Genomic DNA, 14209 nt, shown 5'->3' with positions numbered 1-14209 from the left:
ACATCATCATATCCCCCTATATAATCTGCGTGTTTTCTTGTACATCTTTTCTTATAAATCTATGTTTTTTAGAGTTTAGTAGTGTAAACATCGAAATAACGTTAAATACCAAAACCATACCTCCCATAATTAAATAGGTACGGGAAAAACCTACGCTATCATATAATCCTCCCACTATGGGTGAAAGAACTGAAGCACCTATTTGCGAAGCAAATTGGAATCCAACCAAATAAAGGATGGAAGATAGGCGCGTGTCAAAGTTAGCTGCCAAATATTTAAAGATGGCAATGAGCATAATAGGAAGTTCTAATGCATGAATGAGTTTCATTGAAGATATTCCGATTGGACCAACAACAAGCCCTGACCCAATAATACGAAATCCCATTAGAAATCCTGCTAAAATTAAACTATTTTTTGCACCGATCTTATTTACAATAAACGGTGCTGCGAACATCATTCCAGCTTCTAAAAATACTTGAAACGAATTTAAGTAGCCAAATACTTGGTTACCTATCGATTCAGTAGGAAACAAAGATGCATAATAGATAGGAAATTGCTGATCGTATACCCCATATACGCATGTAACACCAACAACATAAATCATAAAAAACCAAAATTCCTTCAATAAAAATAAACTACCTACATCTCTTAGCGTGACGGATTCAGCTTTTTCCATTTCATAACTGCTCATTTCTACTTTTACAGAAAAAATAATAGCGACTAGGATAACCGCTGAAACAGATGCCACCCAAAAATTAATGTGAGGATTAATATTAAATAATTGTCCTGCAAAAAACGTAGCTGCAGCCCAGCCTAATGACCCCCACATTCTAGATTTTCCATACTCAAATTTATATTTTCGGCTGACTTTCTCTATGTATGTTTCAATCGCTCCGATGCCCGCCAAAAACGCTACTCCTAAATATAAGCCTCCAATAATAGCCCCTATCACCACATTGTATTGAAGCAAAGGTCCATAAACAAAAATATAAAATGGTCCTACAAACACTAAAAGACAGCTAATAAAAAATAAAACGTGTTTCTTTAAACCTATCCTGTCAGATATATATCCGTACAAAGGCTGCATACACAAAGCAAAGATAGCGTTCACAGAAAAGATTAAGCCTGTTGCTGATCCGTTCAACTTAATCTCTTGCCCTAACCAGATAGAAAATAAAGAGTAGCTGGACGACCACGTAAAAAAGAAGAAGAAAAAATATGCACTCAGCTTCCAATATAAACTTTTTGAACTTTTCATTTTAGTTACCCCTTTAGCTTAAGATATAAAATCTTTTATCTAACAAAATGAAAGCACTTTCAATATGATTTTATGTCAACCGGTTTCATATGTCAACCGGTTTCACATTTTATATTTTAAAAAAAGATTGTATTAGGTGTAAAAGTGGGCTTTGTGGTATGTTTAAATTGTTTAATAAACCGTTTACAATCTTTACATAGATTTTTATTGGTCAAAAGAAAACGTAACGACTGAAAGCTATTTGCTTAATTGCAATTTATTTTAAGGCTTTTACATGTCTGATATATACTATAAAAGCAATGTTTTGGAGAAATTAGGAGGAAATTAGATGAAAGCCAAGATTAGTGATGTAGCAAAAATTGCAGGTGTTTCACCGACTACCGTTTCTCGTGTATTAAATAACCGTGGTTACATAAGCAAAGAAACGCGAGAAAATGTTTATAAAGCAATGAAAGAAATTAATTATTTCCCAAATGATATTGCACGTTCATTATTTAATAAACGAACAAATTTAATCGGTATGATTGTCCCGCAAACGAGCAACCCTTTTTTCGGAGAGTTAGCCTTTCACATTGAAAGTATATGTGCTTCTCTTAACTACAAAGTACTTCTTTGCAACAGTCTTAATCGAATTGATAAAGAAAAAAAATATGTAGAGATGCTCATCAGAAATCAGGTAGATGGTGTGATTGCCGTTACTTATAATAGAGGTATTTTTGATTCAGAAAGTCAAAGTCTTCCTGTAGTTGCAGTGGATCATTATTTATCAACAGATATTCCTACCGTATCTTCTGATAACTATTCTGGAGGAAAACAAGCCACGGAATTGCTCATTTCAAAAGATTGTAAGCATATTATTCATATTAACGGCCCCCTTAAACTCGAAACTCCAGCTAACTTAAGAAGGAAAGCTTATGAAAACGTGATGAAAAAGTACGGAAAACAGCCTATCACGTATGAAATTTCAAATACCTTCGACCGCAACATCCAGAGAGAAACTATTTCTAAGGTTTTTGAAGAAAATCCGGAAGTAGATGGTATTTTTGCAAGTGATGACTTACTTGCAGCTTTAGTAGTTGCAGAAGCACAAAAAAGAGGAAAAAACATCCCAAGAGATTTAAAAATTGTGGGCTATGACGGAACGGAGGCCAGTCAGACTTTGTTACCTGGTCTAACTACAGTTCAACAGCCCATTGAATCGATTGCTCAAACAGCCATTGATATTTTACTAAAAGAAATTGAAGGAGAATTCAGCAATATACCTCGTGAAATCTGCCTTCCCGTTAAGCTTCTAGAAGGACAAACAACGTAAAAATACGTTTTTTATAAAATAAATATCAGTTTATTGCATATTCTTCTTCCTTTATTCACACCTTAACGTTACAGAAAGGAGTTGAATACAATGGCAAACAACAAAAGCAGCAATAATAATGAATTATTAGTATACGGGGCTGAACAAGCAATCGATCAAATGAAATATGAAATCGCTAGCGAGTTCGGAGTAAATTTAGGAGCTGACACTACTGCACGTGCAAACGGATCAGTAGGCGGCGAAATCACAAAACGTCTTGTACAATTAGCTGAGCAACAACTTGGCGGCGGACGTTTCTAAGACAATTTCATACACACCATGACTTAAGGAAGAATGGATATCCATTCTTCCTTTTCATATATTTACTTTCCATTTTTATATAAAAATTATTATTCTTCCTCCTCTTTACTGACTGATTTTGTTTTTTCTTTCTTTAGTACAGCGCTGATTCCTAAACAACAGACGGCTGCTATCCATCCGGAGATGAGAAAATAAACGGAAGTATTTGCAAAGAGTGTGCCTATTAAAATAAACAGACCTCCGAGAATAATAAAAAGGACGTGGCCTTCACCATTTTTTTTCACCTTCATCACCTCTCCCCTACGTATACAAACTACTGTTCAGATACAAAAGAAACTTCTTGATAAACAAGAAGTTTTCTTACGTCCGTTTCTTTTTCAATAAAAAATAAAGGTGTTTTCTTTTTATTTATTCAACAAAACCACTCAATATTCTTCTCAATTACATGCTATTCAATAATTTCTCCTGTTTTATACTCTTTCATAAATACATCAATAACATCTCCTGCTTCCTCGTTCTCCTCCTGCATTTGAACGAGTATTTCGTTTTGTGCATTTACCGAAAGAATTCTGACATCGGACATTCGGTTTATATCCAGCTGCAGTTCCAAATCCTTGGCAACTTCATCAGCTTTTAGTGAATCTTTGATAATATATCTGTGGCTTCTCATAACATTCGCTCCTTTACGTTATATGAACGAATATAGTTTATCCAAACTATCAGCGTACAATGACATTTTTCTTGTATCTTTCATTTAAACAAAACAAAAAAACGGCTTTTCTCAGCCGTTTTTTTGTTTTGCCTTTCACTTATGAAAAAGCATATTTATTTCTTTATTTGACCGTTCTCTGTATCAGGTATCATACGCTTATTTATTCCGAATGCGTAAAAACTAATGACAACAAGAGCGAGGAAAATAACTCCTACAATAAGTGAGATACGCGTTTCATCATTAAACCACATGCCTACAAGCACCATTAGTAGAAAGGCAATAGTTACATAATTCGTTACAGGTGCAAAAGGCATTTTGAAAGGATGACTATCCATTTCAGCACCTTTAGCTTTACGGAAACGAATTTGGCTGATAAGAATGATGAACCAAGGAATCATTCCCGGAAGCACGCTCGCACTGTATACATAAACAAATACATTCGGTGGAGCGATGTAGTTTAAAACAACACCAATTACCAATCCAATCATAACAGCGAGTGTGCTATAAATTGGAACGCCGTTACGAGAAATTTTTGTGAAGAATTTAGGTGCTTGACCGTTTACGCCAAGCGTATAAAGCATGCGTCCTGCACTAAAAATTCCACTGTTACAGCCTGACATAGCTGCTGTAATAACAACAAAGTTAATGATACCTGCAGCTGCCGTAACACCAACTTTAGCAAATGTAGATACAAATGGACTCCCTAAAGAATCTAATTCATTCCACGGATATACCGTCACGATAACGAAAATAGCTCCAATATAAAAAATTAAAATGCGCCAGATGATGCTTTGAATTGCGTTTCTTAACGTTTTTTTAGGGTCCTTTGCTTCACCAGCTGTAATACCAATTAGCTCGACTCCTTGATAAGCTGCAACAACAAGAGATAGTGCAAAGAAAAAACCTGACCATCCGCCTGCAAAGAAGCCGCCGTGTGCCCAAAGGTTTGATAATCCAATAGCGTCTCCCCCGTTTCCAAATCCGAAGAAAATCAACCCGAGCCCTGCAATAATCATCAAAATAATCGTTACAATCTTAATCATCGCAAACCAAAATTCAAACTCTCCAAATGATTTCACTGAAACTAAGTTGGCTGTGCCTAAAATCAACATGGCAATAATACCTGGTACCCAAGCAGGTAGATGTGGGAACCAGTAATGCATATATGCTCCTACCGCTATAATTTCAGACATCCCTACGATTACAAATTGAAACCAGTTGCTCCACGCAGCCATATAACCTGCTAATGGATGAATATATTTGTGGCCAAATGTAGCGAATGAACCTGTGCTTGGTTCCATGTACAGCATTTCGCCCATGGCACGCATAATAAAGAAAATAAACATTCCGCAGATTGCGTAAGCAAGCAATACCGATGGACCTGTCCATTGGATGGTGCTTGCTGATCCCATAAATAATCCAACGCCAATTGTTCCGCCTAGCGCGATCATTTGAATGTGACGGGATTCTAAGCCTCTTTTTAGCTGTTTGTCTGCCATTCCATTTCCTCCTCCTAAACTTGTTATAGCTCTGTTAGGAAAGATACTTTTTGTGTCTGATGGAACAGCTATCGTTTTTAAAACCTTCCATTTTTATCTAGTACCTTTACAACTAAACTATTTTTTCTATTTTTAGCTATTCGACTGTATAATTACTTATTTTATAATAATAAATTTCCCTCAGAAATACAATTGTTTTTTTCAGAAAAACACTCAACAAAACCTTTTACCTTTATTAAATCAATCATCTTAGTGAAATATTTTTTTATTTCAGTATAATTTAAATTTTATGAATATTTAAAATAAATATAGGCTCAGGGTGCTAGAACACTCTATTTTTTAAGGCGAACGAAATGAAACCACTACTTAATCGAAAAAAATCCTTTCTTCTCCTTTTACGTTTCTTCTTTCTCTTCTTAGGGAAAGTATCCATAGAAAATAGAGATGAGGAGGGATTTTTCATGTGGCAAGCTGCGATGTGGGGCGGAATTTCAGGATCAGCTGTCCTTCTTGGTGCTTTGGCAGCAGTTTTTTTGCCTATCGGCAAAAAGATAATTGGTTATATTATGGCTTTTGGGACAGGTGTATTAATCGGAGCATCTACCTATGAGCTGCTTGGAGACTCGGTTCATAACGGCGGGTTAAAAGCTACTTCTCTTGGTTTTCTTGCCGGGGCTGTCGTTTTTACTTTTTTAGACTATCTAATTTCACGTCAAGGAGCGAATAAAAGAAAGCGGTCTACCAAACAAATGGCTGCGAGTAGTTCTGGAATTGCTATATTTATAGGAACCGTAATGGATGCAATCCCAGAGTCCATTATGATTGGGGCTAGCTTAATTGAAAATGCAACCGTTAGCTGGCTTCTTGTTATCGCTATTTTTATAAGTAATATTCCTGAAGGACTGTCCAGTACGACCGGTCTAGTGAAAAGCGGATTCTCTAAAAAGAAAATTTTTTTACTATGGGCAGCTGTTTTGTTCATTTCAGCTTTTAGTTCATGGACAGGATTTGTTTTTTTAGACCATGCATCTGAGACACTTATGGCTGCTATTGCTGCTTTTGCCGGCGGTGGTATTATTGCTATGGTAGGTTCTACAATGATGCCAGAGGCCTATGAAGAGGGAGGGTCTATTACAGGATTGATTGCTGCACTTGGATTACTTGCTTCACTCATACTGGATCATTTTTCTTAATCGTCTTCATACTACTTCTATCGTTTCCAAGTAGAAAACAGACAGCCTTCTACTTGGAGACATTTATCCTCATCACATTATTATGAATGTGTCTTATTTAATAAGTAAAGTCGTAGTTTTCTTTTATTTCCTGAGTAAAAGTTTTCCAATCCGTAGCTTCAAATTCTGCATTGCGTGCTTTTAACTCTTTTTCCATTCCTTGAATCTCTTGAACAGCTTCTATAGTTCTTTCACTTCCTGGCCCTACTCTCCAAATTAATTCTTTGTATTCTTGTATTTTCCGTCGCAGCGAAGCGGTATCCATTTCTACATATTTTGACATGTTTCTAAGCTCCTTTTTCTTATTTCTCTTAACCATATCATATTTCATATAAAATTTTTTAAGATTAATTTCAACTTAATAAATACTGCTATACAGGGCTTCGTGGTCTGATAATTTTGAGAAAAATCTAATTTTTAGAAAAAATATAAAATAACCAGTTTGATCCTTTTTTGACCGGGAAGACAGACTATGAATTCAAATTTATTAGGAGGGATGCAAGATGGCAACTAATAAAAAGAATGAAAAAATGAGTCGTGAAGAAGCAGGAAGAAAAGGTGGAAAAGCTACTTCCAAAAATCATGACAAAGAGTTTTACCAAGAAATTGGTGAAAAAGGCGGAGAAGCTACTTCCAAAAATCAAGGTAAAGAATTTTACGAGGAAATTGGAAAAAAAGGCGGCAGATCCAGCAGCCAGCGTAATAATTAACTAGTATTTGAAGTAATAAACAACTCGAAGAAGAAAAGTTCCTTATAGTACAAGTCACAGGAACTTTTTTTCTTCTAACTAATCTTCTCCATCTCTTTATGGTAATGGGCTAACGATTGATCTTTTATGAATGAGAATAGTTCTGAATTAATAAAAGGAATCAATTTCTCTCCTATCTCCCAAGCATTACATTCAATTCGATACAAAAGACCTATATCGTCTGTTTGATCAAACTTTGCACTCAAAGATAAAAGGTCTTCATCTAGCGCATGACCTAATTCGTGAGCTAAAATAATCCATTGATAAGATTCTAAACACTCATTTGAACCAAATAAGTGCTGACACTGTATGTTAATATCTTCTTCATATAAAAAAATAGAATGTGTGCTAGGAACGTACTTTCCGCCTACACACCGCGTTCCAGGAAACTCATCTTCAATAACTAGCTTTATTGTTGGATCTACTCCATGAACAAAATCATGTAAATTCATAAAATCCCCCACTTCTTTTCTCAAAAAATACATGTACAGGTTTACCATTATACATACGTTTATCTAAAATACCGTATGTATGTTTTTTTTTCAATATGTATAAGGCTATACATACAAAAAAGCAAGCATAGCTGCTTGCTTTTTTGTATTAAAGCGGTGCTTCAACTTTTATATTGCCCGCTTATCCTTACAGTTTTATATGTAGAATTTTATTAACGATATCGACTCGAATATTCGAGAATGCTGCGCAGCATTTGACGTGTACTCTGTGATTGATTTGTGCGTTCTTTATATTCAAGAGGACGACTAGGCGTTGACTTATTTTCTTCTTTATATTGAGAACTTTTGTTTTCTGACACGTTTTTTCACTTCCCTATCTCTATTTTATCAAGAGCAGCTCAAAGCTGCTCTTTTGGTTGTCATTCTTTTATTTGTTATGACGGCTTACTTTTGCTTTTTGAAGCTCATCTGTATGAATATCGTTTGATAAAATACTTTTATTCACATTATCGACAGCAGCTGCACTGCTGCTGACTCCTTGGTTTTTGCTTTTATTTTGTTTACTCATTCCATCCACCTCCATGTGTAACGTCTATATTTTATGGAGTTATAAAAAGAAAATAAGAGGTAGTATCAGGAAAATGACCTTCTTTTCTTTTTACTTGCATCCCTCTTATTAAATAAAAATAAAATCTCCATATTTAACAGAATGCACCAGAAATAAATGTTCATACTAAGAGTAGAAATTCTGCATATTGATTTTGAAAATATAGGAGGAAATAAGTGTGAGTACAAATAGAAACACACTATCCATTTTTGCTTTAGGCGGCATTAATGAAATAGGAAAAAACATGTATGCCGTTCAATATGATGATGACATCATTGTAATTGACTGCGGCTCTAAATTCCCTGACGAAAGTTTATTAGGAATTGATTTGATTATACCTGATATTACATACCTGCAAGAGAATCGAGAAAAAGTTCGAGCACTGGTTGTTACGCATGGTCATGAAGATCATATTGGAGGTATTCCTTATCTTTTAAAACAGTTGAACCTTCCCATTTATGCAACAAGCCTTACCCTTGGATTAATTGACATTAAACTCCAGGAACATCAATTATCTGCAGAGACGGAGCTTATTGAAATCAACGAAGAGTCAGAAATTACATTAGGCAATATTCCACTTTCTTTTTTTAAAACGAATCACAGCATTCCAGATTGTCTTGGCATTGTCTTTCATACGCCTGAAGGAGCTGTTGTGCATACCGGGGATTTTAAGTTTGATTTAACTCCTGTTAATGACCAATATCCAGATCTTCATAAAATGGCGAAAATCGGCAGTGAAGGTGTACTGGCTTTAATATCCGAAAGTACAAATGCTGAACGCCCTGGATTTACGCCTTCAGAAAAGTTAGTTGGCAGACATGTAGAAGAAGCTTTTCGTAAAGCAAAGAGAAAAGTGATTATTTCTACTTTCGCCTCGAATGTTAACCGCGTACAGCAAATTGTAGATGCAGCGATTAAAACGAACAGAAAACTTGCGCTGCTAGGAAGAAGCATGGTTAACGTTGTATCAGTTGCGTTAGAGAAAGGGTATTTAACCATTCCTGAAGGGATGCTAATTGAACCTTATGAAGTACATTCACTTGCACCTGAACAAGTCGCTATTCTCTGCACTGGAAGCCAAGGCGAGCCGATGGCCGCTCTATCTAGATTAGCCAGCGGAAATCACCGACAAGTAGAGATTCTTCCTGAAGACACGGTCATTTTATCAGCAGGGCCTATTCCTGGCAATGAACGTAATATCTCTCGTATTGTCGACAGCCTTTTCACACTCGGGGCTCATGTGATTTACGGTTCAGGAAGCGCAACAGGTATGCACGTATCAGGACATGGCTATCAAGAAGAGCTAAAATTAATGGCTACATTGATGAAGCCAAAGTATTTTATCCCCATTCACGGTGAGTTTCGAATGCTCCATCACCACAGCTTATTAGCAGAATCCGTCGGGGTGGAAAAAGAGAACATTTTTATTATAAATAACGGTGATATTGTTGATATCAAGGGCGGAGCAGCTGTTCAAACAAGAAAAATCCCTGCAGGTAATGTATATGTAGATGGGTTTGGCATTGGAGATGTCGGCAACGCGATTTTACGTGACCGCAAACAGCTTTCAGAAGATGGTATGCTGGTTATTGTTATTACTCTGAATAAAGCGGAAGGGAAAATTGTGTCTGGCCCAGATACCATTTCACGAGGCTTTGTTTATACCAGAGATTCAGAGCAGTTATTAAAAGATGTTAACCGACAAGTGACTAAAATTGTAAATCAATTACAAAAAGCTCATGTTCACCAATGGAGCATTATGAAAAAAGAAATCAAGACAACGCTTGGCCAATTTTTATATAACCAAACCAAAAGAAGACCTATGATCCTTCCTGTCATTATTGAAGTTTGATTACTCCACTAAAAAACTGCCTTAGTCCCCACTAAGGCAGTTTTACTTTATAAATCCGAAGCTTAACCCAAAGTTAGAAGTTGCCCTTTATAGTTTATGAATAGGCACTCCCTTTATATGTATGGTTAAAAGTGTTAGGTGTATTTCTTCTTTTTTATCCCATTCTATAAGAGAGATATTTCACCGTAAATATCTTGTGAAAGTATCCTATCCTTGAGGTGATTATGATGAATGATAAAAATCAAGTAGATCAGCATTCAGAACTATTCCGCCACAACTGGACGAGACCGAAGCGTTCAAAGTCCCAAGTAAATGGACATACAGAGATGTCTCAAACGAACATCATCTTGCGAAGTAATGCAAAAGCTCATCGTTGGTAAGGATGATACACTTCAACAAAAAAAGACGCGAACGCGTCTTTTTTTGTTATTGGCCGTCTGCTCCGCTTTGAGTTATCTTGCGAATATGACCATCTTCATAATTATTTTCTCGTAGCGCTTTTGCTTTGTCATCTACTACTTGTTTTTGATCTACTTGTGAAGAAGGAGTCTGCTTGTTTTTTGGCATAATCATAACCACCTTTTATTTTTGTAATTGTACAACGTGCATAGTGTCCCTCATAAAGATTAAATATATGTTAGCTAGCGGCTTCTTCTTCTTTCCACTTATGGCGCAGTTTTAAAATAACAAGGCTTATAACAATTAGAAAGCCTAAGCTTGCAAAGAAACCTGGCCTGCTTGCAGATTCTAACAGCGTACCGCTTACTGCTAGCAGGATTAATAAGAGGCCAACAGCTTGTTTTACTTTATCCCAAACGGTTTGTTTGATTAAGCGATGAAAAGAAATTAAAATAAAGAACCAGTTATAAATCAGCATCAGTCCCGCTGCTGTTGTAATGTACTCATAAATTTTCCCAGGCAATAGCAAGGAAAGAACAATAGAAACAACTAATCCTGCTGTTGTTAAAAGTAAAGCCGGTAAAGGAAACTGCAGCTTTTTCTTTTTTTGTTTTGAAAACAATGCCGGGGCATCTCCATCTTCTGAAAGAGTGACAATCATTGTCGTTACAGAAAAAAAAGACGCTGACATCGTTGAGAAACCAGCAACAATCATTGCTCCATTAAAAACATGAGGGAAAAATGGAAGATGATATGTTTCTAAAGCCGTTATAAATGGACTTTGATTTCCATGAAAATCATGAAATGGCACAATTAAAATAGCTAAACTCAGTGAAACAATATAAATAATTCCAAGGAGAATAAGCATACTTCTTCCTGCTTTCGGTGCATCTTCTTTTTTTTCTAAACGAACCGTCATGATTCCCATGACTTCGATGCCGCCGAAAGCATAAAAGGCATAAAGCAAAGCGCCCCATAAACCTAAAAAGCCGTGGGGAAATACTTCACTTATCGTTCGTGGCACTCCTTGTTTGGCACCTTGGTCAAGAAATCCAAATAAAGCGAGACTAGCTAATACAATAAACATTAAAATGGCAGCCACTTTTGTGACAGCAAATACATTTTCCATTCGTTCAAAGCCTTTTGTTCCGATTAATACAACAGCAATGCCTAAAACAGCATAAATAGAGGCAAAGACCCACAGTGGAATACCGTCAAACCAAAAACGTGTAAAAAGAGATAAAGCAGTGAGCTGACTCCCCATGATCAGCATCTCTGAACTCCAGTACACCCATCCGCTGCTAAATCCTGCCCATCTTCCATAAGCCTTTTTAGCATAGGAGCGAAACGAACCTTTTTGAGGATCTTGAGCACTCATTTTAGCAAGAGCATCAAATACAACAAATGTACATACTGCTGCTAGTAAAAAAGCAATTAATACAGAGGGACCCGTGGCTTTTATTGCAATACTTGATCCTAAAAAATAGCCTGTACCGATGATGCACCCTACTCCGATTAAAGACAGCTGCCACCATTTTAATTTCCCTTCAACCTGACTTCCGCAGCCTATTTTCTTTTTCATACTATCACTCCTTACGCCTCGATGTAGTGTGTGATAGTTTGAAAAAATTATGCGCAAAAAGAGGCAGCTTTCTACTATTTTTCAACAGATAGAAAACTCTTTAAATTCAGTTCTGCTTTTTCCCCTCTTAAATAATCAATTGCTGTACAGCCTGCCAGCCGAAATATATACCAAATCCTATTAGAGAAAGGCCGGATATAACAGAAACTGCAGTCAAAAATGTCGCTGCTAAGTACCTTCGAAAAGTGCTTGCTAATGCTGCCATCGCAATATCCCAGCATAAAATCCCTGTAAAAATAGCACAGCTGTATAAAATGAGCTGTTCTGTTTCGTATGTATTAGCTGTTTTGGCTAAAACAGAGCCATAAATACCAAGCCAAAAAAGAATAGTAAGCGGGTTTGTTAATGAAATTAAAAAACCTGAAAAAAAACACTTTACTACAGAATCTCCTTTTGCGTTCCGATGCTGTGTAATTTTCCCTGCGCTCATTAACCCTTCAATACCGGTATAAATTAATACGAAGCATCCAAACGAAAAAAGAAACGTTTTCATAAAATCGCTGCTTAAAAAATGAACGGATCCAAAATACACTACAAGCATATAAAGAGCGTCAACCGAGGTTGCTCCTATCCCTAAGAACCAAGCATGTAAAAAACCATTTTTGATTCCTTTATCAAGCTGCGCTGCATTTATTGGACCAATTGGTGCCGCCAACGAGAGTCCTAATAATACATAGCTAAAGAAAGCTCCCACATACATCCCTTCTTCCATTACTTTTGAGATTTTATAAATTGAACTATGATAAATGTATGCAGCCTGCTTAGCTTGTACTACGTAATTTTTATTTTATTTCTAAATCATTTGTATAGCTGCGAAAAACCAGCGCATGTTAACTGTAAATACTATACAGAAGGATGAGAGGCATGAATTCATACACTCATATTAAAGAAGCATTACAATTAGCTGAACAGGCTGTTTATCAAGGGCAGATGAATTTGAATGGAGCTAATTTTCAAAATGCTCAAATGCATTTGACTATCGTTCAGCAGCAAATTAACGAACAAAAAAAACAGGCGTCTAGTGATAAAGAATTAAAACGAATGGAAGAACACCTAAGACATTTACGCGAAGCGCAGCAGGCTATTCAGCAAAATTTTTAATAAAGGAAGTTATAACTTTTTTTACTTTTATACGAAAAACTAAAAAAGCTCTACGAACTCACTGAGTTCGTAGAGCTTTTGATCTTCACCTGTAGCTTTTAAGAGCTGCGTAAAGAGTAATATTTTTTCTTTAGCCTTATACATACTTGCCGTAATCAGGACGAGCAATTTCATCGAAATTCTTCGTAAGCTTCAATAAATTAGTTGAAAGCCATTCTCCGGAAACTGGTTTTCCATGTCCGGTCACCGCCACAGACGGATGCAGTGACTGAAGCACTTCAACTGATCTTTTGGCAGATGCCCAGTCCGTAGTTAAATAACGAGGAGGACCGCTAATTTCCAATTCTTGCTCTAGTACATCCAGTAAATATTCTTGCTTAGTGGTAACAAAAGCATCTCCTGCGATAAGCGCCAGATCCTGCTTTCTAAAAAGAGAAATATGTCCTGGAGAATGACCAGGGGTGTGAATCCATTCCCATTCCGGCATATGAGGTACAGAGCCGTCGGCTGGTAAAGCTTGCACGTGAGAGCCTAAATCAATGGCTTCCGTTGGAAATAACGGAGAAAGCTTTGCCACGAGCCCGCCTTCCACTGTGCCATCTGGTGTAGGATAATTTTTTTTACCCGTCACATATGGAAGTTCAAGTGGATGTACATATACCGGTATGTTCCACTTCTCCACTAGTTCAATAATAGATCCAATATGATCAAAATGTGCATGTGTAAGAATAATTGCTTTTGGTTTTTTTTCTTTTCCAAACCTTTCTTCTGCCTCTTTGATAATCATAGAAGCCGAATTAGGCATTCCCGCATCCACAAGTACAAAACTATTTTCTTTGTCTGGATTTCCTATAAAACATACGTTAACAATCTGTGTAGTGTAGCTGTAGATATCCGGTGCCACTTCGACTCCTTTTCCACTGGCTATAGAGCTCATGGGAATGAAACTTTCCGTTGATGAACTTCCGTGCATCTCTCTATTCAATTTATAATTCCCTCCTTTAACGTGTCACTTCATATATGTGATACACGTTTATGCTATCCACCTTTGCTTTGGTTATTCTTTTTTTAACTGGCTCTCTTTTATGTATCCA

At 36.6% G+C, this 14209-nt stretch carries 18 protein-coding genes and 1 pseudogene; 7 read left to right on the top strand and 12 right to left on the bottom strand.

Annotated elements, in window-relative coordinates; translation table 11 throughout:
• Nucleotides 1–16: 16 nt before the first annotated feature.
• A complete protein-coding gene (locus BG04_RS19275) occupies nt 17–1258 on the bottom strand; it encodes an MFS transporter (RefSeq protein ID WP_034653224.1) in 1242 nt (413 codons plus the stop codon).
• 328 nt (nt 1259–1586) lie between these two features.
• On the opposite strand from BG04_RS19275, the gene BG04_RS19270 reads away from it, so the two are divergent.
• Both BG04_RS19270 and BG04_RS19265 read left to right on the top strand, forming a co-directional pair.
• Complete coding sequence (locus BG04_RS19270; protein ID WP_034653227.1) at nt 1587–2570, top strand: LacI family DNA-binding transcriptional regulator; 984 nt, start codon at nt 1587–1589, stop codon at nt 2568–2570.
• A gap of 90 nt (nt 2571–2660) precedes the next feature.
• The gene (locus tag BG04_RS19265; protein ID WP_013058452.1) at nt 2661–2870 is read left to right on the top strand and encodes an alpha/beta-type small acid-soluble spore protein; all 210 of its coding nucleotides are present in this window, start codon (nt 2661–2663) and stop codon (nt 2868–2870) included.
• Between the two features lie 89 nt (nt 2871–2959).
• On the opposite strand, the gene BG04_RS19260 is transcribed toward BG04_RS19265, so the two are convergent.
• The 3 genes from BG04_RS19260 to BG04_RS19250 form a co-directional block, all read right to left on the bottom strand.
• Complete coding sequence (locus tag BG04_RS19260) at nt 2960–3160, bottom strand: hypothetical protein (RefSeq protein ID WP_016763597.1); 201 nt, start codon at nt 3158–3160, stop codon at nt 2960–2962.
• A gap of 158 nt (nt 3161–3318) precedes the next feature.
• On the bottom strand, nt 3319–3540 hold the full coding sequence (locus BG04_RS19255; RefSeq protein ID WP_016763596.1) for a hypothetical protein: 222 nt from the start codon (nt 3538–3540) through the stop codon (nt 3319–3321).
• 155 nt (nt 3541–3695) lie between these two features.
• A complete protein-coding gene (locus BG04_RS19250) occupies nt 3696–5081 on the bottom strand; it encodes an amino acid permease (RefSeq protein WP_034653229.1) in 1386 nt (461 codons plus the stop codon).
• A gap of 461 nt (nt 5082–5542) precedes the next feature.
• On the opposite strand from BG04_RS19250, the gene BG04_RS19245 reads away from it, so the two are divergent.
• Nucleotides 5543–6274: a ZIP family metal transporter gene (locus tag BG04_RS19245; RefSeq protein ID WP_013082482.1), complete on the top strand. Its 732-nt coding sequence runs from the start codon at nt 5543–5545 to the stop codon at nt 6272–6274.
• 97 nt (nt 6275–6371) lie between these two features.
• Here the strand turns inward: BG04_RS19245 and BG04_RS19240 are convergent, their stop codons facing one another.
• Nucleotides 6372–6596 carry a hypothetical protein gene (locus BG04_RS19240; protein WP_016763593.1) on the bottom strand — a complete coding sequence of 75 codons (225 nt, stop codon included), beginning with the start codon at nt 6594–6596 and terminating at the stop codon, nt 6372–6374.
• A gap of 220 nt (nt 6597–6816) precedes the next feature.
• Here BG04_RS19240 and BG04_RS19235 point away from each other — a divergent pair.
• Nucleotides 6817–7020, top strand: a pseudogene (locus BG04_RS19235) (KGG domain-containing protein); the annotation flags it as partial.
• 77 nt (nt 7021–7097) lie between these two features.
• On the opposite strand, the gene BG04_RS19230 reads toward BG04_RS19235, so the two are convergent.
• The 3 genes from BG04_RS19230 to BG04_RS31050 all read right to left on the bottom strand — a co-directional run bounded on the left by BG04_RS19230 (nt 7098) and on the right by BG04_RS31050 (nt 8082).
• Nucleotides 7098–7514 (bottom strand): hypothetical protein, encoded by a 417-nt coding sequence (locus BG04_RS19230; protein WP_034653232.1) that lies wholly within the window; start codon nt 7512–7514, stop codon nt 7098–7100.
• A gap of 212 nt (nt 7515–7726) precedes the next feature.
• Nucleotides 7727–7873 carry a hypothetical protein gene (locus tag BG04_RS30600; RefSeq protein ID WP_155276310.1) on the bottom strand — a complete coding sequence of 49 codons (147 nt, stop codon included), beginning with the start codon at nt 7871–7873 and terminating at the stop codon, nt 7727–7729.
• Between the two features lie 68 nt (nt 7874–7941).
• Nucleotides 7942–8082: a hypothetical protein gene (locus BG04_RS31050; protein ID WP_013082478.1), complete on the bottom strand. Its 141-nt coding sequence runs from the start codon at nt 8080–8082 to the stop codon at nt 7942–7944.
• Between the two features lie 217 nt (nt 8083–8299).
• Between BG04_RS31050 and BG04_RS19225 the strand changes: the two genes are divergently transcribed.
• Together BG04_RS19225 and BG04_RS29885 are read left to right on the top strand one after the other, a co-directional pair.
• A complete protein-coding gene (locus BG04_RS19225) occupies nt 8300–9973 on the top strand; it encodes a ribonuclease J (protein WP_034653234.1) in 1674 nt (557 codons plus the stop codon).
• Nucleotides 9974–10200: 227 nt separating this feature from the next.
• On the top strand, nt 10201–10353 hold the full coding sequence (locus BG04_RS29885; RefSeq protein ID WP_013056278.1) for a YpzG family protein: 153 nt from the start codon (nt 10201–10203) through the stop codon (nt 10351–10353).
• A 46-nt stretch (nt 10354–10399) separates the two neighbouring features.
• Here BG04_RS29885 and BG04_RS31045 read toward each other — a convergent pair whose 3' ends face one another.
• The 3 genes from BG04_RS31045 to BG04_RS19215 form a co-directional block, all read right to left on the bottom strand.
• The gene (locus BG04_RS31045) at nt 10400–10540 is read right to left on the bottom strand and encodes a hypothetical protein (protein WP_013082476.1); all 141 of its coding nucleotides are present in this window, start codon (nt 10538–10540) and stop codon (nt 10400–10402) included.
• Between the two features lie 70 nt (nt 10541–10610).
• Complete coding sequence (locus BG04_RS19220; protein ID WP_034653236.1) at nt 10611–11954, bottom strand: amino acid permease; 1344 nt, start codon at nt 11952–11954, stop codon at nt 10611–10613.
• Nucleotides 11955–12081: 127 nt separating this feature from the next.
• Nucleotides 12082–12708 carry a LysE family transporter gene (locus BG04_RS19215; RefSeq protein WP_080743096.1) on the bottom strand — a complete coding sequence of 209 codons (627 nt, stop codon included), beginning with the start codon at nt 12706–12708 and terminating at the stop codon, nt 12082–12084.
• Nucleotides 12709–12878: 170 nt separating this feature from the next.
• Here BG04_RS19215 and BG04_RS19210 point away from each other — a divergent pair, with 170 nt between their 5' ends.
• Entirely contained in the window at nt 12879–13115 is a 237-nt protein-coding gene (locus tag BG04_RS19210) for a hypothetical protein (protein ID WP_034653238.1), read from the top strand.
• Between the two features lie 136 nt (nt 13116–13251).
• Here the strand turns inward: BG04_RS19210 and BG04_RS19205 are convergent, their stop codons facing one another.
• Nucleotides 13252–14100 carry an MBL fold metallo-hydrolase gene (locus tag BG04_RS19205; RefSeq protein WP_034653240.1) on the bottom strand — a complete coding sequence of 283 codons (849 nt, stop codon included), beginning with the start codon at nt 14098–14100 and terminating at the stop codon, nt 13252–13254.
• Nucleotides 14101–14209 lie beyond the last annotated feature (109 nt).

It is taken from the genome of Priestia megaterium NBRC 15308 = ATCC 14581 (genome assembly GCF_000832985.1).
GTDB classification, from domain to species: Bacteria; Bacillota; Bacilli; order Bacillales; family Bacillaceae_H; genus Priestia; species Priestia megaterium.
This window is presented reverse-complemented; position numbering and strand designations above follow the sequence as displayed.

Bases quoted from the DNA above. Each gene is read 5' to 3' on its own strand.
- BG04_RS19270 (WP_034653227.1), top strand. From the start codon at position 1,587: ATGAAAGCCAAGATTAGTGATGTAGCAAAAATTGCAGGTGTTTCACCG.
- BG04_RS31050 (WP_013082478.1), bottom strand. From the start codon at position 8,082: ATGAGTAAACAAAATAAAAGCAAAAACCAAGGAGTCAGCAGCAGTGCA.
- BG04_RS19220 (WP_034653236.1), bottom strand. From the start codon at position 11,954: ATGAAAAAGAAAATAGGCTGCGGAAGTCAGGTTGAAGGGAAATTAAAA.
- BG04_RS19230 (WP_034653232.1), bottom strand. From the start codon at position 7,514: ATGAATTTACATGATTTTGTTCATGGAGTAGATCCAACAATAAAGCTA.
- BG04_RS19240 (WP_016763593.1), bottom strand. From the start codon at position 6,596: ATGTCAAAATATGTAGAAATGGATACCGCTTCGCTGCGACGGAAAATA.
- BG04_RS19250 (WP_034653229.1), bottom strand. From the start codon at position 5,081: ATGGCAGACAAACAGCTAAAAAGAGGCTTAGAATCCCGTCACATTCAA.
- BG04_RS19245 (WP_013082482.1), top strand. From the start codon at position 5,543: ATGTGGCAAGCTGCGATGTGGGGCGGAATTTCAGGATCAGCTGTCCTT.
- BG04_RS19275 (WP_034653224.1), bottom strand. From the start codon at position 1,258: ATGAAAAGTTCAAAAAGTTTATATTGGAAGCTGAGTGCATATTTTTTC.
- BG04_RS19210 (WP_034653238.1), top strand. From the start codon at position 12,879: ATGAATTCATACACTCATATTAAAGAAGCATTACAATTAGCTGAACAG.
- BG04_RS29885 (WP_013056278.1), top strand. From the start codon at position 10,201: ATGAATGATAAAAATCAAGTAGATCAGCATTCAGAACTATTCCGCCAC.
- BG04_RS19255 (WP_016763596.1), bottom strand. From the start codon at position 3,540: ATGAGAAGCCACAGATATATTATCAAAGATTCACTAAAAGCTGATGAA.
- BG04_RS19265 (WP_013058452.1), top strand. From the start codon at position 2,661: ATGGCAAACAACAAAAGCAGCAATAATAATGAATTATTAGTATACGGG.
- BG04_RS31045 (WP_013082476.1), bottom strand. From the start codon at position 10,540: ATGCCAAAAAACAAGCAGACTCCTTCTTCACAAGTAGATCAAAAACAA.
- BG04_RS19260 (WP_016763597.1), bottom strand. From the start codon at position 3,160: ATGAAGGTGAAAAAAAATGGTGAAGGCCACGTCCTTTTTATTATTCTC.